Genomic DNA, 24,851 nt, shown 5'->3' with positions numbered 1-24,851 from the left:
GGTTCGCCGTGAGGGACACGGGCTGGGACGTCATCGTCGTGGGAGCGGGGTCCGCCGGCGCGGTCCTCGCCGCCCGCTCGGCCGAGCGCGGCAAGCGCGTCCTGCTCCTGGAGGCCGGGCCCGACTACAGGTCCGCGCACATGCACGAGGCGTGGCGCTCGCCGAACCCGGCGCGCGCGCTGATGGACCCCGCCGCCGTCGCCGGGCTGGTGTGGGACGGCGTCAACGCGTCCCGCACGGACGCGCAGCCGCAGGCGCCCTACTGGCGCGGACGCGGCGCGGGCGGCAGCTCGTCGGTCAACGGGCAGATCGCGATCCGCCCGCCGATGGAGGACTTCGCGGACTGGGCCGCGGCCGGATGCGCCGGCTGGTCGCCCGAGGACGTCCTGCCGTACTTCGCCCGGCTGGAGGACGACGAGGAGTTCGGCGACGAGCCGTACCACGGGCGTGGCGGCCCGACCCCGATCTTCCGGATGCCGCGGGACCGGTGGGGCGGCGTCGACGGCGCGCTGGCCGCGGCGGCGCGGGCCGCCGGGCACGCCTGGGCGCCGGACGTGAACGCGCCCGGGGCGGCCGGCGTCTCGCCCTACCCGATCAACTCGCGGGCCGGGCGCCGGGTCACCGTCAACGACGGCTACCTCGAACCGGCCCGGTCGCTGCCCGGGCTCACCGTCCGCGGCGACGCCCTGGTCGAGCGGGTCGTGTTCGACGGCGACCGGGCCGTCGGCGTCCGCGTCATCACCGGCGGCACGGCCGTGACGGAGCACGCCGACGAGATCGTGCTCAGCGCCGGAGTGATCCATTCGCCCGCGATCCTGCTGCGGTCGGGCATCGGCCCGGCCGCGGACCTGCGCCGCCTCGGCATCGAGGTGCGGGCCGACCTGCCCGTGGGCCGCGGCATGCAGGATCATCCGATGATCGTCGTCGGGTTGCCGCTGACCGCGGAGGCCGCGGTCAAGACGGCCGACGACCGCCACACCAACGTCTGCGTCCGCTACAGCAGCGGCACGCCCGGGCTCGTTCACGACATGATGTTCGTGTCGCTGAACATGAACGTGCTGGCGATGGAGAGCGCCGACACGCGGTTCCCGTCGGGCGGCTTCGGCGTGTGGCTCAACCAGACCCTTTCGCGCGGGGTGCTGACGCTGGCGTCCGCCGACCCGCAGGCGCAGCCCGAGGTCCGGGAACGGATGCTGTCGGACGAGCGCGACCTGGCGCGCCTGCGCGACGGTGTCCGCGCCCTGGTCGAGCTGGCGCGCGGCCCCGAGGCCGCCGCCGTCGTCGACGGGTCGGTCGACGCCGTCAACGCCGAGCTGTTCGCGGTCCTGGACGACGACGCGAAACTCGGCGACCACCTGCTGGCCACCGCGGTCGACGCCCAGCACGGCACCAGCACCTGCCGGATGGGGGCGGAGGACGACGACTCGGCGGTGGTGGACCCGGCGTGCCGCGTCCGAGGGTTCGCGGGGCTGCGCGTGGTGGACGCCTCGATCTTCCCGTCCGTCCCGCGGGCCAACACCAACCTGGCGTCGATCATGGCCGGCGAGCTCATGGCCGACCGCCTCGCCTGACCCCCGGACGCAGCAGAGACGCAGCAGAGCGGCAAGGAGCACCTCCAGTGAAGACCCTGCAGAACCTGATCGGCGGACGCCCGGCCGGCACCCGCGGCGACGCGTTCCACGAGGTGGTCGACCCGGCGACCGGCGAGGCCGTCGCCCGCTGCCCCAGCGGCTCGCCAGAGGACGTCCGGCTGGCCGTGGACGCGGCCGCACAGGCGCAGCCCGCGTGGGCCGCGCTGCCCGTCGCCGAGCGGGCGGCGCGGCTGACCCGGTGGGCGGACGCGGTCGCCGAGCACGCCGCCGAACTCGCCGGGATCGAGTGCGCCGAGATGGGCAAGCCCGTCGCGCTCGGCACGACCTTCATCGCCGGCGCGGCGCTCGCGTTCAAGGCCGCCGTGGCCGAGGCCCTCGGCTACCCGTTCGAGGAGACGGTCGCCGGGCCGGGCGGCGGCACCACCGCGATCCTGCGCGAACCGGTCGGCGTCGCGGCGGTCATCGTCCCGTGGAACTTCCCGGTGCCGATGACGCTCGGCGCGCTCGGCCCGCTGCTCGCCGCGGGGAACACCGTCGTGGTCAAGCCGTCCGAGCGGTCCCCGATGTCGGCGGTGCGGCTGCTCGAGCTGGCCGACCTGCCGCCCGGCGTGGTGAACCTCGTGCACGGCGACTCCCGGGCCGGCGTGCCGCTGGTCGCGGACGAGCGGGTCGGGCTCGTCCACTTCACCGGCTCGGTCGAGGCGGGCCGCCAGGTCGGCGCCGAGACCGGCGGGCGGCTGAACCGCGCCATCCTCGAACTCGGCGGGAAGGACCCCGTGGTCGTCGACGCCGGCGTGGACCCGGCCGCCACCGCCGCGGCCGTCGCGTTCGGCGCGTTCGCCAACTCGGGCCAGATCTGCACGTCCATGGAGCGCATCTACGTGCACCGGGACATCGCCGACGCGTTCATCGACGCCCTCGTGGACGCCGCCGCGACCTACACCCTCGGTGACGGCCGCGACGAGACGACGGTGCTGGGCCCCCTCGTCGACCGGCGGCAGCGCGAGATCGTGGAACGGCACGTCGCCGACGCCGTCGAGCGCGGCGCGACCGTCCGCATCGGAGGGAGGACGCCCGAGGGCAAGGGCTTCTTCTACCCCGCGACCGTGCTCACCGGCGTGGACGACTCCATGCTCGTGATGACCGAGGAGACCTTCGGCCCGCTCGCCCCGGTCGCGGTCGTCGACTCCTTCGAGGAGGGGCTGGCCAGGGCCGCCGGGACGCGGTTCGGCCTCGCCGCCACCGTCTACACCGGCGACCCCGCGCACATGGCCGCGGCGCGGGCCATCCCCGCCGGGGTCATCTGGGTGAACCAGTGGCAGGGCGGCGGTCCCGAGCGCCTGTACGAACCGGCGGGCGACAGCGGCATGGGCGCCACCGGGTCCAGGGCCGCCTACGACGCGGCCACCCGTCCCGTCTCGATCCACACCGCGCCCGTCGCGTGACGGCGGGAGCCGCGGCGAGGTCTTGTCGGGGGTAGGGCCTACGGTTCGGCGGCATGGACGAAGGGATCTTGGTCATTCCGCCGGCCTGGCGGCGCCGGGTGCATCCGCGGCGGGGCGGGACGCCCGGTACGGCGCTGAAGCTCGACCCCGCGGCGGGCGACGAGCTGCGCGAGAAGATCCGAGCGCAGGCGGGCGACGTCGAGGAGACGCTCGGGAACCCGAAGAGCGATCCCGGGCTGGTCGCGGCGGCGCGGCGCTACCTGGACGGGGAGGACGACCCGCTCGGCGCCGCGGTGGCCGGGCAGATCGCCGTCCGCCACGAGGACTGGCGGCACGAACCGCACACGCGGCTCGTGGACGCCTGGTGCGCCGAGCGCGGCGCCGCGTTCGCCGCGGCGGCCGTCGCGGGCATCAGCCGCGCCGAGCCCACGTGGCAGTGGATCGAGCAGGGCGTCAAGAGCGAGGCGTGGGTCCGCCTGCGGGACCCCTTGGCGCGGTACGGCCACTGGTGGGGCACGCGGGGCGCCTTGCGACGGATGCGCGCCGTCCTCGCGGTGGCCGACGAGGCCGAGTACGAGCGGGCGGTGGAGCGGCTGGGGGAGTGCCGCGAGAACGTGCTGCTGCGGCTCGTGACCGCCTACCTCGTGCCGACCCGCCAGGACTGGGTGGACGAGGTGCTCGCGGAGTTCGGCGGGTCGGGGGACTACCGGTACTCCTGGATGCTGTGGTGTTCCATCGGGTCCGCCGCGCAGCTGCCGGTGCTCGGCGCGCTGGACTGGCACGCGACGAACGCCGACCTCCTGACCACCGCCGTGGACGGTGTGGGCGCCGCGCTCGCGCCGCTGCTGGCCGAGGCCCACGACTCCGCTCACAACGCCAAGGCCCGCAAGAACACGGCCGAGACACTGGCGATCCTGCCGACCGACGAGGCGTTCCGAGCGCTCGTGGACCGCGCCGGCAAGGAGCGCGTCAGGCCCGCGCTGGCGGAGGCGATGAAACGGTTCCCCGAGCGTGCGGCGCGGCTGCTCAAGGACGCGGCGGCCGGGACCGGCAAGGTCGCCGCCGTCGCGGCCGAACTGCTGGACGAGCACCTGACGGCCCACCCCGACCTGGCCGGCGGGAAGACGGCGGCGGCGCTGATCCCCGACGCGGCGGCGCGCGACGTTCCCGCGTCGCTGGCGAACCCGCCGTGGAGGCGCCGGCGCCGTGAACGCGAGGCCGTGGTGGTCGACGGGCTCGTCCCGCCGGACGGTGCCGCCGTGCGATGGGCGCCGGGCGAGCGGGAGGCGTGGTCCGCGGCGACGCACTGGTGGAGCCGGGACGCGTGGGCCGCCAGGATCGCCGACTACCGGGCGGGGCGCCTCGCCCACTGGGAGATCCAGGCCATGTTCACCGAAGGGCCCGAGGACCTGGTGCGGCCCCTGTTCGCCGAGTGGGCGGCCGGTGAACCGCCGGTCGGGTGGGGGCTGAGGGCCCTCGCCGCCCGCTACGAGCTCGCCGCCGTCCCGCTGCTGGTCAGGGCGGTCGCCGGACGGCCCGCGCCGGACGGGGACGTCCTGCTGCCGTTCCTCACCCCGGAGATCGCCGGGCTCATGGCGGACTGGGCGCTGCGGCTGAAGTCCGGGCGTCCCATCGCGCACGCATGGCTCGCGCGGCACGGGCTCGCTGCCGCGCAGCACCTGATCCCCGCCGCCCTGGGCCCGGTCGGGCAGGGGCGCCAGGCCGCCGAGTCGGCGCTCCTGCACATCGCCGGGAACGAGGGTGACGAGGCGCTCGTCGAGGCCGCGCGCGCCTTCGGGAACGAGGCCGCCGCCGGGATCGCCGGCCTGACGAGCGCCGGCCCGCTGGAGCTCGCCCCGGTCCGCGCGCCGAAGACCGGTGCCTGGGCCGACCCGGCGCTGCTGCCGCAGGTCCTGATGAACGGCCGGGACCGGGCGCTGCCCCGGGCCGCGCCCCGCGACCTGCTGCGGACGCTCGCGCTCGAACGGCCCGGCGGTGGCCGCCCCGACCTGGCCGACGTCGTCCGGGCCTGCGACCCGGAGTCGCTCGCCGCGTTCTCCTGGGCGGTGTTCGAGCGGTGGGAGGCGGCCGGGCATCCGGCCAAGGACGGCTGGGCGCTCACCCAACTCGGCCTCATCGGCGGCGGCGAGGCCGCCCGCCGCCTCGCCCCGCTGATCCGCGCGTGGCCCGGCCAGAGCCGCCACCGCAACGCCGCCGCCGGGCTCGACGTCCTCGCCGAGATCGGCACCGACGTCGCGCTCATGCACCTGCACGGCATCTCCCAGAAGCAGCGGTTCAAAGCGCTCCGGGACCGGGCGCGGGAGAAGATCGACCAGATCGCCGGCGCGCTGGGCCTCAGCCAGGAGGAACTCGAAGACCGGCTCGTCCCGGACTTCGGGCTCGACGCCGGCGGCGGCCTCCTCCTCGACTACGGCCCCCGCCGCTTCACCGTCGGCTTCGACGAGCAGCTCAGGCCGTTCGTCCTGGACGAGTCCGGCCGGCCGCGCAAGGCGCTGCCCAAACCCGGGGCCAAGGATGACCCCCGGCTGGCGCCCGCCGCGTACGCGCGGTTCGCGGCGCTGCGCAAGGACGTCCGCGCGGTGGCGGCCGGGCAGGTGCGGCGGCTGGAGGACGCGATGGCCGCCCGCCGGTCCTGGGCCCGCGCCGACTTCGAACGGCTCCTGGTCCGCCACCCGCTGCTCGGCCACCTCGCCCGCCGCCTGGTCTGGCTCACCGGCGACGGCACGGCCTTCCGGGTCGCCGAGGACGGCACCTACGCCGACTCCGCCGACGACGCCCGCACCCTCCCGGACGCCGCGCGGGTCCGCGTCGCGCACCGTCTCGACCTGAGCGCGGACGACCTCGCCGCCTGGGGCGAGGTGTTCGCCGACTACGAGATCGCCCAGCCGTTCCGGCAGCTCGACCGGCCCGTCCACACCCTCACCCGCGAGGAACGGGAGACCGGGCGGCTCGCCCGGTTCGAAGGGGTGAAGGTCCCGGTCGGGAGCCTCCTCGGCCTCGAACGGCGCGGATGGGAGCACGAGGCTCCGGCGGACGCCGGGATCGTCGACGGGATGACGCGGGGGCTTCCCGGCGGCGCCACCGTCGCGCTCGGCTTCGGGCCCGCGGTCGCGATCGGCCACCGCGACCCCGCCGAGATCGTCACCATCGGCGGCGTCCAGGTGTACGGCGACCTCGACGCGATCACCGCCTCCGAACTGCTCGCCCAGCTCACCGCGGCGACCGGAGGCTGACTCCTCCGGTCGCGCGGCAACGGTCTCGTCAGCGCGCCGGTCTCGTCAGCGCGCCGGCGGTCTCGTCAGGGTGCCGGCCAGGCCACGTCGTCGATCGCGAGCCACGGCGCGGCGGCGACGGCCGCCGGGGTGAGCCCGCTGAACGTCCTGACCTCCCGGTTCAGGTGGGACTGGTCGACGTAGCCGCTCCGCGCGGCGACGTCGGCGGCCGGATGCCCCGCCGCGAGCAGGTGGGCGGCATGGTCGAAGCGCACCAGCTGCGCGGCGCGCTTCGGGGTGGTGCCGAGCTGGGCCCGGAAACGCGACCACAGGCGCTTGCGGGTCCAGCCGACCTCGTCCGCCAGGCCGTCGACCCGCACCCGGCCCCGTCCGGCGAACGCCCGCCGCCACACGTGCGCCACCTCCGGGTCGACGCGCCGCCCGGCGTCCGGCCGCCGGCGGAGCAGGAGGCCGGCCGCGATGGCGAACCGCTCGTCCCACGACGCGGCGGCGCGCAGCCTGTCCTCGGCGCGCGCGGCGTCCCGGCCCCAGACGTCTTCAAGGGGCACCACCGTCCCGGTGAGCTCGGCCGCTTCGCCGAGGACCGCGGCCGCGGCGACCGGCCCCAGCCGGATCTGGAGGCACGCGCCCACCCGGCCGCCCGTCCGGACGTCGCCGGGGAGGAGCCCGGCGACGAAGCTCCCGCGCCGCCGCCGGCCGTGGGCGCGGTAGGCGAGGCCGTCCGTCTCGCTCAGGTCGATGAGCAGGGTGACCGACGGGTGGGCGACCATGGCGATGTCGGCGACCGCGGGGACGCGCTGATGGAACCCCGCCATGCTGATCCCGGGCAGGCGGTCCGCCGGGCGCGGCACGGCGATGTCCACCCGCGCCCAGTCCGGCGACGGCACCGTCTCGAGCATGTGACCAGTCTAGGTTTCCGGGCTCACCGGCCGAGCGGCCCGTGGTTCGCCGCCGTGAAGTCCAGGAGCAGCTCGGTGGTCGCCTCGGGCGCTTCGAGGACGGGCAGGTGCCCGACGCCCGGCAGAATCTCGACCCGCGCGTTCGGCACCGCGTCGTACTGGCGGGCTGACGCCGGGTCCCAGCGGCGGTCGCCGTCCCCGAAGATCACCAGTACGGGCGCGTCGAGGTCGGCGAGGCGCTCGGGCACGGCCCGCTCGGCGATGTACGCGGAGTTGCGCCGCAGCACCGTCCTCATCGTGCGGTAGGAGATGGTCTGGACGCCGGAGACGAGTTCGTCCGGGATGTCCACCGGGCCGGCGGCGGTCGCGCCGATCCCGCGCCGGATCATCGTGGCCGAACGCCTCCGCCACAGCAGCGCGCCGAGCGGCGGCGCCAGCATGATCCGGACGGCGAACGGCTGCGGCAGGACCGCGTCGGGGCTCGGGCCGCTGCTGATCAGCACGAGCGGGCCCGCGAGGTCGGGACGCCGCTCGGCGAGCGCGGTCGCGACGTAGCCGCCGCTGGAGTGCCCGGCGACGGCGACGCGCCGGAGGCCGAGCTCGTCCAGCAGCGCGGCGACGCGGTCCGCCTGGTCGGGGACGTCGTACGAGGGCGCGGGCGGCGACTGGCCGCAGCCGGGCAGATCGACCCGGATGACGTGATGATGGCCGGCGAGCGCCGGGACCATCGGGTTCCAGGTGCCGCCCGAGGCCCCCGATCCGTGGATGAGCAGCAGCGGCGGCGCCTGCCGCGACCCGTGGTGGACCACGTGCATCCCGCACGCGAGGTGACCGTCATGCTCGCTCATGGAGCCACCGTGCACGGGCGCGGGGCCGCCTGTATTGGACGAATGTTCCCGCGGGCACGGGAACCGGCGGGACGTGGGCGGGAGGACGAACCGGCGCGGCGCGGCGTAGGCTGTGCGCCGCCGCGGCGACGCGGGTCCGGGTGGCGAGCAGCGGGAGGGTGACGGGGCCGATGCCCGCGACGGTCACGTTGGAGGTCACCGCCGGCGCGCTGCGCGGCCGCGCGTTCGTCTTCGACGAGCGCACCACCTGCGTCGTCGGCCGCTCCCCGGACTGCTCGCCGCGCATCCCCGACGACCGCGAGCACCGCACGATCTCCCGGCACCACTGCCTGCTCGACATCAACCCGCCCGACCTGCGCGTCCGCGACTTCGGCAGCCTGAACGGCACCTACGTCAACGGGGAGAAGATCGGCCAGCGGGACAAGGGCCTCACGCCCGAGGAGGCGAAGGCGCGGTCCTATCCGGAGCGGGACCTGGCCGACGGGGACACGATCACGCTCGGCGAGACGGTGTTCCGGGTGCGGATCGAGGTCCCGCCGTCCTGCGCGTCCTGCGGCGCCGAGCTGCCGGACGGTGCCGACGCGGGCGTCCCGTGCGCGGACTGCCGCCGCGCCGCGCCGCGTCCGGCGCGGAGCCCGGTGCCGCTCGACGGGTTCACGGTGCTGGAGGAGCTGGGACGCGGCGGGATGGGCGCGGTCTACCTGGCGCGCGACGAGCGCACCGGCGACCGGGTCGCGCTGAAGGTGATGCTGCCCAAGGCGGCGGCCGGCCGGACGGCGCGCGAGCGGTTCCTGCGCGAGGCCGAGGTCACCCGCGGCCTGCGGCATCCGAACATCGCCTCGCTGCACGAGATCGGCGTTGACGGCGACGGGTTCTTCTTCACCATGGAGTACTGCTCCGGCGGCAGCCTGGACCGGCTGGCCGCGCGGCACGGCGGCGTCCTGCCGGTGGACGAGGCGGTCCCGCTCATGCTGGAGGTGCTGGACGGCCTGGGGCACGCGCACGGGGAGGGCATCGTCCACCGCGACCTCAGCCCGCACAACATCCTGCTGGCGGGGGACGGCACCGCGAAGGTCAGCGATTTCGGCCTGGCGAAGGCGTTCGACCAGGCCGGGCTCAGCGGCCTCACCCGCACCGGGGCCGCCGCCGGCAAGCCGACGTTCATGCCCCGCCAGCAGGTGATCAACTTCAAGTACGCCCGGCCCGAGGTCGACCTGTGGGCGGCCGGGGCCTGCCTGTACTGGCTGCTCACCGGCCGGTACCCGCGCGACTTCCCGCGCGGGCGCGACCCTTGGCAGATCGTCCTGCAGGAACGTCCCGTCCCGCTGCGGAAGCGCGATCCGGCCCTGCCCCGGGCGCTGGCGGACGTGGTGGACGAGGCCGTCCAGGACCAGCCGGCCATCGCGTTCACCGACGCCGCCGACCTGCGCCGTGCCCTCGGCGACGCCCTCTGACGCCCCTGCCTTCCCTAGGAGATGCGGCTGCGGATGAGACGGGGCCAGGCGGAGGGGCGGCGCAGCCCGGTGAGCAGGAGCGGCAGCGGGTCGGAGAAGGACCTGCGCGTCCGGATGGCGCCGTCCGCGACGGTGAACCGGTCGCAGACGTCGAACCGGGCCGGCTTGCGGCCCAGCGTCACGGTGCAGGTGGACTCGATGTAGACGGTGTCCCCCTGGACGGCGCCGCCGACGACCGTGAGCGACGCGTCGGGGAAGAGGGCGAACAGCTTGCGGAACATGTCCTCGATGGCGGCGATGCCGCGGGCGTCGGGGAACATGGGCTGGACGAACGTCGCGTCCGGCGCGATGACCGGGCGGAAGTGGTCGAGGAACGCGTCGGGCTTGGGCAGCGCCCAGCCGGCGGCGAACACGGCGGGGAGCTCGCCGGGGGTCATCGGACGCCCTGCCCGGCCAGGAAGCCGCCGAGGAGCTCGGCGAGCCGCGCGGGCTGGTCGTGCGGCACGAACGTCCCCGATCCGCCGACCACTTCGTGGCGTCCGCGCGGGAAGGCGTCGGCCAGCCGCCGGCCGAGCGCCACCGGGAACAGCCGGTCGTGCTCGGCCGAGACGACCAGGACCGGCCGGTCGTAGCTGCCGAAGGTGCGGGCGGCGGCGAGGGTCTGCGCGTTGGACGATCCCGTCATCAGCTTGGTGATGTCCCGGCGGACGCCGGGCTCGGCGGCGAGCGGCGCGGTCCAGTGCGAGACCGAGCCGGGGCGGTGCTCCATGACGGCGCCGAACCCGAGCCGCGACCGGGCGATGGCCGGGACGCTCATCGCGGCGGCCATCGACCGCACCACGCCGGGGACCGCGGCGAAGCGGAACAGCCACCGATAGATCCCGGGCGGGAAGACCTCGAAGGCGTCGCAGGCCACCAGCGCCAGCGCGGCGACGCGGTCCGGGTGCGCGGCCGTGACCAGCTGCGCGATGACCCCGCCGCTGTCGTTGCCGGCGAGGACGGCGCTGCTCTCGCCCAGCAGGTCCAGGACCTCGACGACCAGGTCGGCGAGGCCGGGCGGGGACAGGTCGGCGTCGGGCCGCATCGGCACGCGGTGCGCGCCGAACGGCCAGTCGACGGTGATGCACCGGTGCCGTCCGGCGAGTTCGGCGACCACGGGCGACCAGACGTCCGGCCCGGCGAGGAAGCCCTGCAGGAAGAGCACGGCGGGCCCGGTCCCGGTGCCCGTCCGCCAGTAGCGCAGCGGGCCCCGGGACGTCTCCAGCACGTTCTGACCTTCAGTCGAGAACTGACTCATAGTCAGTAACTGTAGCCTGGTCGGCATGACCGTCAAGGGCCGGAGGGCCGAATACAGGGAACTCACCCGGACCGCGGTGCTCGACGCGGCCGCGGCGCTCTTCGCCGCGCAGGGGTTCACCGCGACCACCATCGACGACGTCGCCGGCGCCGCCCGCGTGAGCAAGGGGACGGTCTACTACCACTTCACCGACAAGGCCCACCTGTTCGAGGCCGTGTTCCGCGACCGCCAGCGGCACCTCGTCGAGGCCGTCGCCGCCGCGGCCCTGCGGCATGACCGGCCCTGGCCCCGCCTCACCGCCGCGCTGGACGCCTACCTCGACGGCACCGTCACCGACGCCGCGCACCGCGCGCTGCTCCAGCAGGCCCCCACCGCCCTGGGCGCCGAGCGCTGCCGCGAGCTGGACGAGCAGCTGGGGCTGCCCGCGGTCCAGGCGCTCATGGACGACCTGGCGGCCGCCGGAGAGCTGACGGTGGAGCCCGGCCCGATGCTGACGCGCCTGCTCTTCAGCGCCCTGTGCGAGGCGGCCATGACCGCCGGCGCCGCCCCCGACCCGGACGAGGCCCGCCGCGCCGCGGCCGACGCCCTCCGCGCGATCATGACCGGCCTGCGCCGGGAGCCGCCCGCCGCCCACCACGAGTGACGTCAAGGGCCGGTCGGGGACTTCTCCGGGATTCGCCAAGGAAACCGCGTTCGCGGATCGGACCCGGCGCCCGAGGGCAGGGTCCGTGTCACCGACGACCGATCCGCCGGAGCGACGCACCACGACCCGGGGGCCATGCATGGAGGCGGTTGCCAGCCACCGGCAGGAGAGGACCCTGCTCCTGTTGCTGGAGGAGATGCACTTCGTCTCGCCGGACCGGCTGCCGTCGCTCTTCAACGCCCACGCGGCCGACCTGGGCGTCCGGGCGATCACCATCTACCTGGCCGATCTCCGCCAGAACACCCTGGTCTCCCTGCCGGAGGGGCCCGACCAGCCGTCCCTGCGGCTGGCCGTGGACGACACCGAGGCCGGCCGCACCTACCGCACCGGCCAGCTGCAGGCCGCCGAGCACCGCGCCGGCGGCCTCCAGCTGTGGCTGCCGATGAACGACGGGATGGACCGCATCGGCGTCCTGGAGGTGCGGACCGACACGCTCGACCAGGCCACCCTTCAGGTCTGCCGGACGCTGGCCTCGCTGCTGGCCCTGGCCGTGATCGGGAAGGGCGGCCACAGCGACGCCTACGCGCGGCTGCAGCGCAGCGCGCCGCTGAAGCTCGAGGCGGAGATGGCGTGGGCGTACATGCCGCCCCGCACGATGGGGACCGACCAGGTCACCTCCAGCGCCGTCCTCGAGCCCGCCTACGACCTCGGCGGCGACGCCTTCGACCACTCGCTGATCGACGGGGAGCTGCACATCACCGTCCTGGACTCCATGGGCCACGACCTGCTGTCGGGGCTGACCTCCACGGTCGCCATGGCCAGCTGCCGGAACGTGCGCCGCAGCAGCAGCGGGTCGCTGCAGGAGATCGTCACGACCGTCGACCAGAACCTCGCCGCCTGGTTCCCCGACCGGTTCCTCACCGGCGTCTTCGCCCATCTGAACCTGTCCAGCGGCACGCTGACCTGGATCAACTGCGGTCACCCGACCCCGCTGCTGCTGCGCGACCAGAACCTCGTGCCGAACGCGCTGGACCGCGAACCGCAGCTGCCGCTCGGCCCGGCCCACCAGCTGACCGGCGACCCCGGTGAGCACACCTGGCGGGTGGACGCCGTCCAGCTCCAGCCCGGTGACCGGGTCCTGCTCTACACCGACGGCGTCACCGAGGCCGAGGCGCCCGACGGCACGCGCTTCGGCCAGGAGCGCTTCGCCGACTTCATCATCCGCGCCATCGCCGCCGGCGAGCCCGCCCCCGAGGCCCTCCGCCGCCTGGTCAACAACATCCTCACCTACCAGGACGGCCACCTCACCGACGACGCCACCATCCTGGTGTTCGAATGGCACCCCACCCGAACCTGAGTCTCCCGGCACGCCCGATGAACGGGCGGCGAAGAACGTCACCGGAACGGAAGGGAAGCCCGGCATGAAGATCGCGGTCATCGGCGGCTCCGGCCTGATCGGCTCGAAGGTCGTGAAGAAGCTCGGCGAGCAGGGCCACGAGGCGGTGCCGGCCTCTCCGAAGACGGGCGTGAACACGCTCACCGGCCAGGGGCTGGACGACGCGCTGGCGGGCGCGGACGTGGTGGTCGACGTGTCGAACTCTCCGTCCTTCGAGGACGCGGCGGTGCTCGACTTCTTCCGGACCTCGACCGGCAACCTGCTCGCGGCGGAGAAGGAGGCCGGGGTGGGCCACCACGTCGCGCTGTCGGTGGTGGGCACCGAGGAGCGTCCCGACGTCGGCTACTTCCGCGCGAAGCTCGCACAGGAGAAGCTGATCGAGGAATCGGGCATCCCGTTCTCGATCGTGCACGCCACGCAGTTCTTCGAGTTCGCCCACCAGATCGCCGACGCCGCGACGGACGGCGGCACGGTCCGGATGCCCTCGGTGCTGTTCCAGCCCGTCGCGGGCGAGGAGGTCGCGCAGGCGGTCGAGAAGGCCGCGGTGGAAGCGCCGCTGAACGGGCGGACCGAGATCGCCGGACCCGAGCGCTTCCGGATGGACGTGTTCTTCCGCGAGGCCCTGGCCGCGTGGGGCGACCCGCGCGAGGTCGTCACCGATCAGAACGCGCCGTATTACGGCGGCGTCATGCGCGAGCCGGACCTCGTCCCGGCCGACGGCGCGACCCTCGGCGAGGTCACGTACACCGACTGGCTGGCGGCCGACTCCGGCAAGTAGCGCGTTCTCGGCGATGAGTTTCGGACGCACCGCAGGTCGGTACGGGCATGAAGACCCGCACGCTCGAGACTCCCGAGGCCGACCTCTTCTACGACGTCCGGGGGCCGCTGCCGCCCTCGGACGGCCGCCCGCCGCTGGTCATGATCGGCCAGCCCATGGACGCCGGCGGGTTCGCCGACCTGGCGTCCCACTTCCCCGAGCGCACGGTGGTCACCTACGACCCGCGCGGTCTGGGCCGCAGTACCCGCAAGGACGGCAGGACCGATCACGACCCGGAGACCCAGGCGGGGGACGTGCACGCGCTCATCAAGGCGCTGGGCGCGGGCCCCGTCGAGATGTTCGCCAGCAGCGGCGGCGCGGTGACCGCGCTCGCCCTCGTCGCCGCCCACCCCGACGACGTGGCCACGCTGGTGGCGCACGAGCCGCCGCTCCTTCCGCTGCTGCCCGACGCGGCTGCCGCCGAGCGCGCGCGGGCCGCCATCCGGGACGTCTACGAGGCCAAGGGGGCGGGTGCGGGCATGGCGGCCTTCATCGCGATGACCTCCTGGCAGGGCGAGTTCACCGACGGGTACTTCGCCGCGCCCGCACCCGACCCCGCGCAGTTCGGGCTGCCGGCGGAGGACGACGGCTCTCGCGGCGACCCCCTGCTCTCGGACGTGTCGTGGGCGGTCAGCGGCTACCGGCCCGACATCGAGGCGCTGACCGCCGCGCCGACGCGGATCGTGATCGCGGTGGGGGAGGAGTCGCGGGGCACCGTCACCGCGCGCACCTCGGAGGCGGCGGCCGAACTGCTCGGGCAGCGGGCGACGGTGTTCCCGAGCCACCACGGCGGCTTCGTGGGCGGCCGGCACGGCTTCGCCGGGCAGCCGGAGGCCTTCGCGCGCAGGCTCCGCGACGTCCTCGCCGGCGCCGCCTGACGGCCCGGCGCCGTCCGGCGGGACGGTCCGCCGGCGGCTCGCCGCGCAGGTTGCCGCCCTTCCACGGCCGTGCGATCATCCGCCGATGACTGATCGCGCCGGGACCGGGGGGATCGGCGTGAGGGCGCTGCGGCACGTCCACTGGATCGGCGGCGGGTCGGGGGCGGGGAAGTCGACCATCGCCCGCCGTCTCGCGGAGCGGCACGGATTCCGGTTGTACGCGACCGACGACGTCATGGCGGACCACGCGGCCCGGACCACGCCCGGCGACAGCCCGTTCCTCAGCGAGTTCAAGGCCATGGACATGGACGAGCGGTGGGTGAACCGGACGCCGGAGACCATGCTCGAGACGTTCCACTGGTTCCGCGGCGAGGCCTTCGAGCTGATCGTCGAGGATCTGCTGCGCCTGCCGGAGGAGCCGTGCGTGATCGTCGAGGGTTTCCGGCTGCTGCCGCACCTGGTCGCGCCGCTCCTCGACGTCCCCGGGCGGGCCGTCTGGCTCCTCCCGACGCCCGGGTTCCGCCGGGCCGCCCTCGACAGCAGGGGCTCGACGTGGGCCATCGCCCGCCGGACCGGCGATCCGGAGCGGGCGCTGCGCAACCTCCTCGAACGCGACCGGATGTTCACCGCGCGCCTCCGGGAGGAGACGAGGTCCCTGGGCCTGTGCGGCATCGAGGTCGACGTCGGCATGACCGAGGACGAGCTGGCGGGACGGGTGGCGGCGGCGCTCGGCCTGTGAGCACGGGCCCGGTGTACCGGGGGTCTCATGCGGCGGGGGCCGTCCCTTCGCGCGGGAAGAACGGGATCTCCAGATAGACGTGGTCGGCGGCGGAGAGGATTTCCGCGGCGTCGTCGACCGGCGGGTGGATGTGGTCGTTGATCCACTTCTTGACGGCCGCGCCCTCGGCGCCCGCGGCCATCACCGTCCGCTCCCAGCCCCGGGTGAAGACCGCGCCGGCGCCGCCGAGGTCGAGGCAGGTGACGTACGGGCCGGGCGTGAAGTCGCGGAGCGGCACGCCGAGCAGGTCGGCGGCCGCGTTGTAACCGGCGACCTTGCCGAGCGGGACCGCGTGCTGGCACGCCTGCATGACCGTGTGCCCGGCGTCGAACGGCGCCGCAGCGGTGTCGCCGGCGGCGAACACCTCGGGAAGGGCGCGCAGCCGCCGGTTCACCGGCACCCGCCCGAGCGCGTCGAGCTCGCCGGAGATCTGCCGGGTGAGGCCGCTGGCCCGGAGGCCGACCGACCAGACGACGGCGTCCGTCTCGACCTCGGTCCCGTCGGAGAGGACGGCGCGTCCCTCGCCGACCTCCGTGACCGTGGTGCCGAGGCGGCGCTCGATGCCGAGCTCGTCCAGCGCCGCCTCGATCACCGGACGCGGGCCGGGACCGAGCTGGTCGCCGACCACCGGGGCCCGGTCCACCAGCAGTACCCGGCCCCGGGCCGCGAGGGCGGTCGCGGCCTCCAGCCCGACGAACCCGGCGCCGACCACCACGGCGGCGTAGTCCTCGCGGCCGCGCAGGTGATCGGTGAGGCGCAGGGCGCCGTCCAGCGTGTCGATGTCGAAGAGCCGTCCGGCGCCCGGTAGGCCGTGCGGCCGGACGAGCGCGCTGCCCGCCGCCAGGACGAGGCGGTCGTAGCCGATCTCGCGGCCGTCGGCCACGACCACGCGGCGGCCGGTGTCGATCGTGCTCACCGACGCCCGCACGTGCTCGGCGCCGATCGGGCCGAGGATCCTGCGCAGCTCGACCTTGGCCAGGTCCGGCTCGGGTTCGTACAGGCGCGGCCGGAGCACCAGGTGCTCGTTCGGCGCGACGAGCGTGACGCGCAGGCCCGTGCCCGCGCCCGCCCGTTCGCGTGCCAGGGCCGCTCCCGCCGCGCTCCACACGCCGGCGAACCCGCCTCCGATGATGACAACGTGCGCCATCGTCCGTCCTCTCGCTCTCGCCCCCGGCGGGATCCGGGGGAGTCGCGAGGGAGACAAGACGGCCGGGTCAGGTGTGACCGGCGCGGGCGAGCTTCTCCGGATTGGCCAGTCTCCGGAACGCGGTGATCCGCCCGCCGGCGACCTCGACGGTGTCGAGCCAGACCAGCGTGCCGCCGTGGTAGGTAGCCAGGGCCGGGTGCCCGTTGGCCTCGACGATCCGGACCGCGTCCGGCCGCCGCATCTCGAGCTGCCTGACGGCGAGCAGGGCGATCCGCTCCGCGCCGTGGACCGGCCTGCGCGCGGCGGTCGCCTTGCCGCCGCCGTCCGCGACGTAGACGGCGTCGGGGTGCAGCAGCTTGACGAGCCCGGCCATGTCGCCCGCCTCGGCCGCCGCCTTGAACGCGCGGAGCACCCGCTCGGTCTCGGCCTTGGACGCCCGGGGCCGCTCCCGGACGGCGGCGACCCGCGCCCGCGCCCGGGAGGCGAGCTTCCGGGACGCGGCGGGCGTGCCGCCGAGCACCTCGGCGATCCGCGCGAACGGGAAGTCGAACACGTCGTGCAGGACCAGCGCGACGCGTTCGGCCGGGGTGAGCGTCTCCATGACGACCAGCATCGCGGTGCTCACCGACTCGTCCATGAGCACCCGCGCGGCGGTGTCGGGCCCGGTCAGCAGCGGTTCCGGCAGCCACGGCCCGACGTAGGACTCGCGCCGGACGCGCGCCGACTTCAGCACGTTGTAGGACGTCCGGGCGGCGACCGTGACCAGCCAGGCCCGCAGGTCCCGCACGCCGGACAGGTCCGCGGCGGCGGCGCGCAGCCAGACCTCCTGCGTCACGTCCTCGGCCTCGGCGACGCTGCCGAGGATCCGGTAGGCCGCCCCGAACACCGCCGGACGGTGCGCCTCCCAGCCGTCCCCCGCCATCGCGCCGGTCGGTTCCACCTCGGCCCCCGCTGCCGCTCACATCGCTGATCGGCGTCCGATCCTAGACAACGCGCGACCCGGCTCCCGTGCGCGCCCGGCGGGAACCGTCCGAGCCCAGGAACGGCATCAGGACGGAGAGGAGCTCCTCGGGCCGGTCGAGCGGGATGATGTGGCCGCAGTCCTCGATGAGGTGGCCGGTCAGGTCGTCGGCGAGCGGTCGCAGTTGCCGCTCCAGCGCGTCGCCGACCGGCTGCGCGCCGACCGCGAGCGTCGGCATGGTGAGCCGCGACGAGGCGGCGGCGTCCTGGAACTGCCGGGCGCTGGCGGGGGCGGCGCGATAGTGGGCGAACGCGCTGCGCAGGGCGTCGCTTCCGGTGTAGGCGCGGACGAAGTCGTCGTGGATGTCGCGCGGAACCCTGCGGCCGCGCGTCCCGGCCGCCAGGAACCAGCCGATGTACTCGGCCTCGTGCCCGGCCAGGACGGTTTCGGCCAGGCCGGGGACGCGGTGGAACCCGAACCACCACGGCGGCCCGTCCGCGAAGAAGTCCTCGGCGCCGGGCAGCGGCCCCAGCGTCCCTTCCATCAGCACGAGCCGCCGCACCCGGTGCGGGCGGCGCATGGCGAGGATGAAGGCGGGCGGCACGCCCGCGTCGATGGCGACCACCGTCGCGGACTCCTCCCCGAGGGCGTCCAGGATCCCCTCGGCGTCGGCGGCGAGCCCCGCGGCGTCGTACCCGCCGGCCGCGCGGGTGGTCCCGCCGAGGCCCCGCAGGTCGGGCGCAATGACCCGGTGATGCCGGACGAGCTCGGGGACGACCTCCGTCCACACCCGCCAGGTGTGCGGGAAGCCGTGGAGCAGCAGGACGGCCGGTCCGTGCCCGCCGACGGCCACGTTGGCCTCGATGCCGTTCGCGGCCACCCGCCTCAGCGAGACCCCCGGGACGGGCCCGCCGGAAGCTGACAAGGACGGCATGGCGCCTCCCCTTAGTGGTTACCATTGGTTACCAGGGGAGCCTAAGTGACTCCCATTCGGGCTGCCAGACGGCACTTCTACGACAGGTGGTGAGCCGCAGGTGACCTCCTCACCGGCCGGTACCGCGAAGGGGGCGCGCGGGGACCTGTTCGACCCCGCCTGCCCGACGCGCCGGCTCCTCGACCGCATCGGCACCAAGTGGACGTCCATGGCGGTCAAGGTCCTCGCCGAGGCCGCGCCCGGCGAGCTGCGGTTCGCCGAGCTGCGGCGGCGGATGCCCGGCGTCTCCCAGAAGATGCTGTCGGCGACCCTGCAGAGCCTCGCCCGCGACGGGCTCGTCGCCCGCCGCGTGGAGCCGACCGTGCCGCCCCGCGTCCACTACCGGCTCACCGAGCTGGGCCTTTCCCTCGAAGGCGCGCTCGCGGTCGTGCGCGCGTGGGCGGAGGAGCACATGGCCGAGGTCGACCAGGCCAACGCCGCGCACTCCCCGGCGCCCTAGCTTTCGGGGGATGTGCGGATCTGAGATTCTTTGATCCATGTATCCCGGTTCTGCGCTTGGTGAGTTCCTCCGGTCCCGCCGCGCCCGGCTCCGGCCGGAGGACGTGGGGCTGAGCCCCGGCGTGCGGCACCGGCGCGTGGCCGGGCTGCGCAGGGAGGAGCTGGCGCCGCTCGCCGGGGTCAGCGTGGGGTACTACACGCGGCTGGAGCAGGGGCAGAGCCCGAACGTCTCGGACGAGGTGCTCGACTCCATCGCCCGCGTCCTGCGGCTGGACGACGACGAGCTGGACCACCTGCACCGGCTCGCCCGGGTGGTGCGGGCCCGGGAGCGGGTCCGGCCGGAGCGGCTGCGCCCGGGCATCAAGGCGATGGTGGACTCGTTCACCGAGGCGCCCGCGATGGCGGTCGGACGGCGGGGCGACATCCTCGCGTGGAACCGCCTGGCGCACGCGCTCCTGGCCCCGCACTGGGACTTCGACGGCGAGGAGAAGCCGAACTTCATCCGCGTCGACTTCCTGGAGACGGACTTCGCGCGGGGTCTCTATGTCGACTGGGAGCAGAAGGCCCGTGACGACATCGCCTACCTGGAGGGCTCGCTGAGCCGCTTCCCCGGCGACGAGGAGCTGACCGCGCTGGTCGAGGAACTGCTGGCGCTCAGCCCGGAGTTCCGCGCCCTGTGGACGGAGCATCCGGTGGCGAACTGCGCGACCATCGAGCGCGGCTACCGGCACCCGGAAGCCGGTGTCATGACCCTCACGACCGAACTGCTGCGGACGCCCGACGACGAGGGCCAGGGCGTGGTGGTGTTCCAGGCGGAACCGGGCTCGCCGTCGAGCGAGCGGTTGCGGCGGCTCGCCGGGCTCGTCGCCGCGACCGCCCGCTGACGGGCGCCGATCAGGCGGCCAGGCAACGCTCGGCCGGCTCCTCGGCGGAGCGCCCGGCCGCCTGGACGGGGCCGGTCCGGCGGAGCAGGACGCCGCCCGCGACCGCGCCGAGCAGCGCGACCGCCCCGGCCGCCAGGAATGCGGCGTGCAGCCCGCCCAGCGTGGCGAGGGCCTTGGTGGTGGCCGGAGCGAGCGCCTCGGCGCGGGCCGCGGCGATCGCGGTGAGCCCGGCGACGCCGATCGCGCCGACGAAGGTGGGCATCTGGGCGAGGCTGCCCGCGACGCCCTGGTCGGCCGGGTCCAGGCCGGACGTGATGGTCGTGATCGCGGCCACCACGGTCAGGACGTGCCCGAAGCCCATCGTGGCGGACGTGGCCAGCAGCAGGGCCAGGCCGCCGTGCACGGGCAGGACCGCCATCGCCGCGGTGCCCGCGGCCTGCACGGCCAGGCCGATCGCGATGGTCGCGGCCGTCCCGCGGGCGTTGATCAGCCGGGCGGCGAGGGTGCCGCCGGCCAGGGCCGCGACGCCCTCGCCGAGGAAGCCGAGCCCGGTCTGCAGCGGGGAGTAGCCGAGGACGTCCTGCATGTAGATGCTGAGCAGCAGCGTCGCGCCGCCGCACATGCCGAAGGTGACCAGGCCGACGGCCATGCCCCACTTGACGGTCGCACGGCGCAGCAGGCGGAGCGGGACGAGCGGCGCCGCGTGCCGGGCCTCGACGGCGAGGAAGGAACCGAGCAGGACCGCCGAGCCCAGCAGCGCCGCGAGCGTCGGCGCGCTGCCCCAGCCCGCGTCGCCGCCGGTGGAGATGCCGTAGACCAGGGCGAACAGCCCGCCGCTCGCGAGGATCGCGCCGGGGACGTCGAGCCGGGCCCGGCTCCGTCCGGCCGTCTCGCGGACGACCGCGACCGCGCCGAGCAGGACCAGGGAGCCGATACCGACCAGGATCAGCATCGTCCACCGCCAGTTCAGCCCGCTGGTGATGAGGCCGCCGCCGATCGTCCCGATGACGAATCCGAGCGACAGGAGCGCGCCGTTGACGCCGAGGGCCCGGGTGCGGCGCGGCCCCTCCGGGAAGGCGGCGGTCATCAGCGCGAGCGCGGTCGGTCCGATCATGGCGGCGGCGACGCCCTGCCCGGCGCGCGCCGCGACGAGCGGCCCCGGGCTCGGCGCCAGCGCCGCCGCCAGCGACATGAGGGTGAAGCCCGCCACGCCGGTCATGAACAGCCGGCGCCTGCCGAGCATGTCGGACGCGCGCCCGAACAGCGGCATCAGCGCGGCAGTCGGCAGCAGGCACGCGGTCGCGACCCACTGGAGGGCGGACGCTCCGGAGAAGCCGAGGTCGCGGCCGATCTCCGGCAGGGCGACGGTGATGATCGAGTAGTCCAGGCCGGTCATGAAGGTGGCGCCGCACAGGGTGATGAGGACGAGCCAGCCGCGCAGACCGAGCTGCGCGGTGCTCTGTGAGGTGTCTGTCGTCATGCCCTTGAGACTGCTGCTCGCGGGCAGGGCCAGCCAGCGCCCTGCTGAAGGTACATCTGCCAGGTGCAGGCTCACCGCCGGGACCGACTCCGCCGGTGCGCGGCTCTACAACTGCTGGCGGACGCCGGCCTCCTGCGTCACGCGCTGAACCTGCTGGCTCAGGTCTCCTTCGAGCGCGGTCCTGGCGGTCCTGCGGCGCGCCACCGGCAGGATCGTCCTGCGCATGGTGTCTTCGAGCAGGAACGCGGTCCCCGCGTAGAGCGCGATCGCGACGATGGGGACGCCGATCCATCCCGACGCGTGCTCCACGGCCGTGCTGCCGTCGATCTCGTAGATCCCGCTGAGCGTGAACCGGGTCGCCGCCAGGAGCGCGAGCAGGAACAGCAGGGGGCGGGTCCGGACCGACGCGCTGCTCATGGCCAGCAGCATCGCGGCGACGGTGAGCAGGAAGACGCCCAGCATCGCCGAGCGCGCGCCGGGCGGGGACGACCGCATCGTGATCGCGATGGACGCCCACACGGCACCGAGCATCAGCATGATCGTCCCCAGGCCGCCGTCCCGCGCGGCGAAGGCGATGAGCCCCGTGATGATCTCCAGCGGTGCCACGAAGGCCAGCAGGATGACCGTCAGCGGCCCGGCCTGCGCCTGCGGGACCCACTGCAGCTGCAGCGCCGTGTAGAGGACGGTGCCGACGCCGAACGCGAAGAACGCCAGCGGCGCGCTGCTGGCGATCGGCCGCAGCAGCGGGACGGATCTTTCCCCGCGCTCGCGTGTGGCGGCGGCCGGATCGGGTGATCGCACAGGTAGTGAACGCATGACGACGCAGCCGACCGCAGAGGCACCCATGTCGAAGCCCGGACGACCGCCGGCGGCCCTGGCCGCCTGCGCGGTCCTCGCGATCGCCGCCCCGCCGTACGCCGTGAGCGGCACCGCGCAGGGGCGCGCGGAGCCCGCCGTCCTCGCGCCTCCGGGGGAGGACGGCGCGTCGGAACTGGTGCGGGGCTGGCGGATCCAGTCCTCGGCCGTCGCCGGCAGCGACGGCGCGCGGATCTCCCGGCCGGGCTACCGCGCGTCCGGCTGGCTGCCGATCGGCCGTCCCGAGACGCTGATGGCGGGCCTCCTGGAGAACGGCCGGTATCCGCGCGCCTTCTTCTCCGACCGGCTGAGATCGGTGCCGGCGCGGCGGTTCGCGGTCAACTGGTGGTACCGCGACGAGGTGACGCTGCACGCGCGGCGCGGCGGCCGCACCTTCCTGATCATGGACGGTGTGTCCGGCACCGCCGACCTCTGGCTGAACGGCGCCCGGATCGACGGCCGCGCACGGCTCCAGGGCTCCTACTCGCGCTTCGAGTACGACGTGACCCGGTACGTCCGCGACGGTGCCAACGCGATCGCCCTCGACGTCGCGCCGAACAAGGCGAAGACCTACCTCACCGGCAGCCGCCTCGACTGGAACCCGGCCGCCCCCGACCAGGGCACCGGCCTGGACCGCCCGCCGAAGATCGTCCAGGACGGGCCGGTGTCGCTGCGCGACGTCCACGTCGTGCAGCGCAACGCCCGCGACTTCTCCCGCTCCGACCTCACCGTCAAGGCCCTGCTGCGCAACAACACCGGGACGGCGCGGCGGGCCGAGTTCGCCGGCGCGGTCGGCCGGGGCGCGAGGCGGCTGCCGTTCAGGACGGCGGTGACGCTGCCGCCGCACGCCGTGCGTCCCGTCGCGCTCGGCCTGCGCCTCGACCACCCGGACGTGTGGTGGCCGTACCGGCTCGGCGGCCAGCCGCTTTACCGCCTCGCCGCGCACGTCCGCACCGGCGGGCGGGAGAGCGGCCGGTACGCCGAGGACTTCGGCATCCGCACCGTCACCTCGTCGCTGACCCGCGCCGTCCCTGGCCGGACGCACGTGCCGCACGGCTACCGGCGGTTCGAGATCAACGGCGTGCCGCTCGTGATCCGCGGCGGCGGCTGGTCGCCGGACATGTTCCTGCGCTACTCGTCCGGGAACGTCCGCGACCAGCTCGCCTACGTCAGGAACCTCGGCCTGAACGCGCTGCGGTTCGAGGGCAACTTCCCGCCCGACGACATGTTCCGGCAGATGGACCGCGCGGGTGTTCTCGCCATGACGGGCTGGCAGTGCTGCGACCGCTGGGAGGACCCGTACGCCAAGTGGGGCAAGGAGCTCCAGGACAGCGCCGCCGTCCAGGCCGCGGCCGTCGCCCGCCGGCTGCGCGACCACCCGAGCGTGTTCACCTTCTTCCAGGGCAGCGACGCGGCGCCGGACGCGGCGAAGGAGTCGGTGTACGTGCCGGCGTTCGAGGCCGCGGACTGGGGCACGCCGCAGATCGCGTCCGCGGAGGACAAGGCGTCGCCGCGGCTCGGCCCGTCCGGTGCCAAGGAGGGCCCGTACAACTACGTGCCGCCGGTCTACTGGTGGAGCAACGGCCGCGAGACCGCCGCCGTGCACGACCCGGCGTACACGAACGCCGGAAGCGCCTGGGGCTTCGACACCGAGACGAGCGCGGGCAACACCGTCCCGACCCAGGACTCGCTCGACCGCTTCCTGACGCCGGAGGACCAGGCCGCGATCTGGGACCCGGCGACGGCGCGCGGTCCGCGTTCCGGCCGGGACCTCTTCCACGTGTACGCCTACAACGACTACACCCGGACCGCGCGCATGGGGCAGTACAACACCCCGCTGTGGCACCGGTACGGGCCCTGGTCCGACATGGCCTCCTACCAGCGGATCGCGCAGATGGGCGGGTACGAGGCCGCCCGGGCGCAGTTCGAGGCGTACCTCGGCAACTCCAAGGATCCGGCCAATCCGAGCACCGGCGTCATCTACTGGATGATGAACAAGGCGTGGCCGTCGCTGCAGTGGAACCTGTACAACCAGGACTTCGACCAGCCCGGCGTGTACTTCGGCGCGAAGAAGGCGGGCGAGCCGGTGCACATCATGTACGACTACGCGTCCGGTGCGGTGAAGGTCGCGAACCTGACGGGGAGGCGGCAGACCGGGCTGGCGGCGCGCGCGCGGCTGATCGACCTCGACGGCTCGGTGAAGCGGACCTCCCGCGTCGCCGTCTCGGCACTGGCGACCCAGGACGTCCGGACCGTCGCCGCCGCACGAGCACCGAAGGGCATTTCTCGTACCTACTTCCTCGAACTCACGCTGACGCGGCGCGGCGCGACCGTGAGCCGCAACGTCTACTGGCTGTCCACGAAGCCGGACGCGGTCGACTGGAAGAACACCCTCGGCAAGGGCAGCGGCGCGGCCTTCCGGCCGGACGGGTACGCGGACCTGACCGGACTGCGCCGCCTGCCGCGCGCCGCCGTGCGCGCGTCGGCCGCCACCCGCCGCGACGGCGCCGACCTGGTGACCACGGTGACGATCACGGCGATCGGCACGGCGCCGGCCGTCTTCACCAGGGCGGACGTGCGGCGGGGCGCGCCCGGCGGGCGCCCGCTGCCCGGCGACGACCAGGTGCTGCCGATCCGCTGGGACGACAACGACGTCACGCTGTGGCCGGGGCGCTCGCAGACCCTGACCGCCCGGTACCGTGCCGCCGACCTGCGCGGTGCCGTCCCGGTCGTCAGCCTGGCCGGGACGAACCTGCCGGCGCGCACCGTTCCCGCCGCGCCGCGGACGTGA

At 74.7% G+C, this 24,851-nt stretch carries 21 protein-coding genes; 12 read left to right on the top strand and 9 right to left on the bottom strand.

From position 1 onward, the window contains the following. Positions 1-8 precede the first annotated feature (8 nt). The 3 genes from F9B16_RS05405 to F9B16_RS05395 are packed head-to-tail and all read left to right on the top strand — an operon-like array spanning position 9 to position 6,291. Positions 9-1,571, top strand: a complete 1,563-nt coding sequence (locus tag F9B16_RS05405; protein WP_151538715.1) for a GMC family oxidoreductase — start codon at positions 9-11, stop codon at positions 1,569-1,571. Positions 1,572-1,618: 47 nt separating this feature from the next. Beyond that, positions 1,619-3,037 (top strand): aldehyde dehydrogenase family protein, encoded by a 1,419-nt coding sequence (locus F9B16_RS05400; protein ID WP_151538714.1) that lies wholly within the window; start codon positions 1,619-1,621, stop codon positions 3,035-3,037. 53 nt (positions 3,038-3,090) lie between these two features. Next, positions 3,091-6,291 (top strand): DUF4132 domain-containing protein, encoded by a 3,201-nt coding sequence (locus F9B16_RS05395; RefSeq protein ID WP_151538713.1) that lies wholly within the window; start codon positions 3,091-3,093, stop codon positions 6,289-6,291. Positions 6,292-6,356: 65 nt separating this feature from the next. Here the strand turns inward: F9B16_RS05395 and F9B16_RS05390 are convergent, their stop codons facing one another. Together F9B16_RS05390 and F9B16_RS05385 are read right to left on the bottom strand one after the other, a co-directional pair. Then, positions 6,357-7,190 (bottom strand): AraC family transcriptional regulator, encoded by an 834-nt coding sequence (locus tag F9B16_RS05390; RefSeq protein WP_225991372.1) that lies wholly within the window; start codon positions 7,188-7,190, stop codon positions 6,357-6,359. A gap of 23 nt (positions 7,191-7,213) precedes the next feature. Continuing rightward, positions 7,214-8,038 (bottom strand): alpha/beta fold hydrolase, encoded by an 825-nt coding sequence (locus F9B16_RS05385; protein WP_225991371.1) that lies wholly within the window; start codon positions 8,036-8,038, stop codon positions 7,214-7,216. A 170-nt stretch (positions 8,039-8,208) separates the two neighbouring features. On the opposite strand from F9B16_RS05385, the gene F9B16_RS05380 reads away from it, so the two are divergent. Then, entirely contained in the window at positions 8,209-9,492 is a 1,284-nt protein-coding gene (locus F9B16_RS05380; protein ID WP_151538712.1) for a protein kinase domain-containing protein, read from the top strand. A 14-nt stretch (positions 9,493-9,506) separates the two neighbouring features. On the opposite strand, the gene F9B16_RS05375 is transcribed toward F9B16_RS05380, so the two are convergent. Continuing rightward, positions 9,507-9,929: a nuclear transport factor 2 family protein gene (locus tag F9B16_RS05375; RefSeq protein ID WP_151538711.1), complete on the bottom strand. Its 423-nt coding sequence runs from the start codon at positions 9,927-9,929 to the stop codon at positions 9,507-9,509. Continuing rightward, complete coding sequence (locus F9B16_RS05370; protein ID WP_192808635.1) at positions 9,926-10,789, bottom strand: alpha/beta fold hydrolase; 864 nt, start codon at positions 10,787-10,789, stop codon at positions 9,926-9,928. Before F9B16_RS05370 ends, F9B16_RS05375 begins: the two co-directional genes overlap by 4 nt. Before the next feature lie 25 nt (positions 10,790-10,814). Here F9B16_RS05370 and F9B16_RS05365 point away from each other — a divergent pair, with 25 nt between their 5' ends. The 5 genes from F9B16_RS05365 (at position 10,815) to F9B16_RS05345 (ending at position 15,262) form a co-directional block, all read left to right on the top strand. Continuing rightward, on the top strand, positions 10,815-11,432 hold the full coding sequence (locus F9B16_RS05365) for a TetR/AcrR family transcriptional regulator (protein WP_151538709.1): 618 nt from the start codon (positions 10,815-10,817) through the stop codon (positions 11,430-11,432). Between the two features lie 139 nt (positions 11,433-11,571). Next, positions 11,572-12,789, top strand: coding sequence for a PP2C family protein-serine/threonine phosphatase (locus F9B16_RS05360; protein ID WP_151538708.1), 1,218 nt, complete (start codon positions 11,572-11,574; stop codon positions 12,787-12,789). A 64-nt stretch (positions 12,790-12,853) separates the two neighbouring features. Further along, on the top strand, positions 12,854-13,606 hold the full coding sequence (locus F9B16_RS05355; protein WP_151538707.1) for an SDR family oxidoreductase: 753 nt from the start codon (positions 12,854-12,856) through the stop codon (positions 13,604-13,606). Positions 13,607-13,653: 47 nt separating this feature from the next. Further along, positions 13,654-14,523 (top strand): alpha/beta fold hydrolase, encoded by an 870-nt coding sequence (locus F9B16_RS05350; RefSeq protein ID WP_151538706.1) that lies wholly within the window; start codon positions 13,654-13,656, stop codon positions 14,521-14,523. An 85-nt stretch (positions 14,524-14,608) separates the two neighbouring features. Beyond that, on the top strand, positions 14,609-15,262 hold the full coding sequence (locus F9B16_RS05345) for a hypothetical protein (protein ID WP_151538705.1): 654 nt from the start codon (positions 14,609-14,611) through the stop codon (positions 15,260-15,262). A 25-nt stretch (positions 15,263-15,287) separates the two neighbouring features. Here the strand turns inward: F9B16_RS05345 and F9B16_RS05340 are convergent, their stop codons facing one another. From F9B16_RS05340 to F9B16_RS05330, 3 genes are all read right to left on the bottom strand, one after another. Next, the gene (locus tag F9B16_RS05340; RefSeq protein ID WP_151538704.1) at positions 15,288-16,448 is read right to left on the bottom strand and encodes an NAD(P)/FAD-dependent oxidoreductase; all 1,161 of its coding nucleotides are present in this window, start codon (positions 16,446-16,448) and stop codon (positions 15,288-15,290) included. Between the two features lie 67 nt (positions 16,449-16,515). Next, entirely contained in the window at positions 16,516-17,388 is an 873-nt protein-coding gene (gene sigJ / locus F9B16_RS05335) for an RNA polymerase sigma factor SigJ (RefSeq protein WP_225991370.1), read from the bottom strand. A gap of 43 nt (positions 17,389-17,431) precedes the next feature. Continuing rightward, positions 17,432-18,343 (bottom strand): alpha/beta fold hydrolase, encoded by a 912-nt coding sequence (locus tag F9B16_RS05330; protein WP_151538703.1) that lies wholly within the window; start codon positions 18,341-18,343, stop codon positions 17,432-17,434. Positions 18,344-18,443: 100 nt separating this feature from the next. On the opposite strand from F9B16_RS05330, the gene F9B16_RS05325 reads away from it, so the two are divergent. After that, entirely contained in the window at positions 18,444-18,842 is a 399-nt protein-coding gene (locus tag F9B16_RS05325; protein WP_151538702.1) for a winged helix-turn-helix transcriptional regulator, read from the top strand. Between the two features lie 37 nt (positions 18,843-18,879). Beyond that, positions 18,880-19,725, top strand: coding sequence for a helix-turn-helix transcriptional regulator (locus F9B16_RS05320; RefSeq protein ID WP_151538701.1), 846 nt, complete (start codon positions 18,880-18,882; stop codon positions 19,723-19,725). 10 nt (positions 19,726-19,735) lie between these two features. On the opposite strand, the gene F9B16_RS05315 is transcribed toward F9B16_RS05320, so the two are convergent. Then, positions 19,736-21,205: an MFS transporter gene (locus tag F9B16_RS05315; RefSeq protein ID WP_151538700.1), complete on the bottom strand. Its 1,470-nt coding sequence runs from the start codon at positions 21,203-21,205 to the stop codon at positions 19,736-19,738. A 105-nt stretch (positions 21,206-21,310) separates the two neighbouring features. Further along, a complete protein-coding gene (locus F9B16_RS05310) occupies positions 21,311-22,021 on the bottom strand; it encodes a GPR1/FUN34/YaaH family transporter (protein WP_192808634.1) in 711 nt (236 codons plus the stop codon). On the opposite strand from F9B16_RS05310, the gene F9B16_RS05305 reads away from it, so the two are divergent. Further along, a complete protein-coding gene (locus F9B16_RS05305) occupies positions 22,020-24,851 on the top strand; it encodes a glycoside hydrolase family 2 protein (protein WP_151538698.1) in 2,832 nt (943 codons plus the stop codon). The two genes, F9B16_RS05310 and F9B16_RS05305, sit on opposite strands and share 2 nt — an antisense overlap.

Origin of the sequence: Actinomadura montaniterrae, from assembly GCF_008923365.1 — a bacterium.
GTDB lineage: Bacteria > Actinomycetota > Actinomycetes > Streptosporangiales > Streptosporangiaceae > Spirillospora > Spirillospora montaniterrae.
Note: the sequence above shows the minus strand (reverse complement) of the source record. Positions and strands in the feature narration are given on the sequence as shown.

What these genes read in the sequence shown, in the direction of transcription:
- F9B16_RS05350 (WP_151538706.1), top strand. Translation starts at nt 13,654, where the DNA reads ATGAAGACCCGCACGCTCGAGACTCCCGAGGCCGACCTCTTCTACGAC.
- F9B16_RS05360 (WP_151538708.1), top strand. Translation starts at nt 11,572, where the DNA reads ATGGAGGCGGTTGCCAGCCACCGGCAGGAGAGGACCCTGCTCCTGTTG.
- F9B16_RS05370 (WP_192808635.1), bottom strand. Translation starts at nt 10,789, where the DNA reads ATGAGTCAGTTCTCGACTGAAGGTCAGAACGTGCTGGAGACGTCCCGG.
- F9B16_RS05340 (WP_151538704.1), bottom strand. Translation starts at nt 16,448, where the DNA reads ATGGCGCACGTTGTCATCATCGGAGGCGGGTTCGCCGGCGTGTGGAGC.
- F9B16_RS05315 (WP_151538700.1), bottom strand. Translation starts at nt 21,205, where the DNA reads ATGACGACAGACACCTCACAGAGCACCGCGCAGCTCGGTCTGCGCGGC.
- F9B16_RS05390 (WP_225991372.1), bottom strand. Translation starts at nt 7,190, where the DNA reads ATGCTCGAGACGGTGCCGTCGCCGGACTGGGCGCGGGTGGACATCGCC.
- F9B16_RS05330 (WP_151538703.1), bottom strand. Translation starts at nt 18,343, where the DNA reads ATGCCGTCCTTGTCAGCTTCCGGCGGGCCCGTCCCGGGGGTCTCGCTG.
- F9B16_RS05310 (WP_192808634.1), bottom strand. Translation starts at nt 22,021, where the DNA reads ATGCGTTCACTACCTGTGCGATCACCCGATCCGGCCGCCGCCACACGC.
- F9B16_RS05345 (WP_151538705.1), top strand. Translation starts at nt 14,609, where the DNA reads ATGACTGATCGCGCCGGGACCGGGGGGATCGGCGTGAGGGCGCTGCGG.
- F9B16_RS05380 (WP_151538712.1), top strand. Translation starts at nt 8,209, where the DNA reads ATGCCCGCGACGGTCACGTTGGAGGTCACCGCCGGCGCGCTGCGCGGC.
- F9B16_RS05365 (WP_151538709.1), top strand. Translation starts at nt 10,815, where the DNA reads ATGACCGTCAAGGGCCGGAGGGCCGAATACAGGGAACTCACCCGGACC.
- F9B16_RS05385 (WP_225991371.1), bottom strand. Translation starts at nt 8,038, where the DNA reads ATGAGCGAGCATGACGGTCACCTCGCGTGCGGGATGCACGTGGTCCAC.
- F9B16_RS05305 (WP_151538698.1), top strand. Translation starts at nt 22,020, where the DNA reads ATGACGACGCAGCCGACCGCAGAGGCACCCATGTCGAAGCCCGGACGA.
- F9B16_RS05395 (WP_151538713.1), top strand. Translation starts at nt 3,091, where the DNA reads ATGGACGAAGGGATCTTGGTCATTCCGCCGGCCTGGCGGCGCCGGGTG.
- F9B16_RS05375 (WP_151538711.1), bottom strand. Translation starts at nt 9,929, where the DNA reads ATGACCCCCGGCGAGCTCCCCGCCGTGTTCGCCGCCGGCTGGGCGCTG.
- F9B16_RS05355 (WP_151538707.1), top strand. Translation starts at nt 12,854, where the DNA reads ATGAAGATCGCGGTCATCGGCGGCTCCGGCCTGATCGGCTCGAAGGTC.
- F9B16_RS05320 (WP_151538701.1), top strand. Translation starts at nt 18,880, where the DNA reads ATGTATCCCGGTTCTGCGCTTGGTGAGTTCCTCCGGTCCCGCCGCGCC.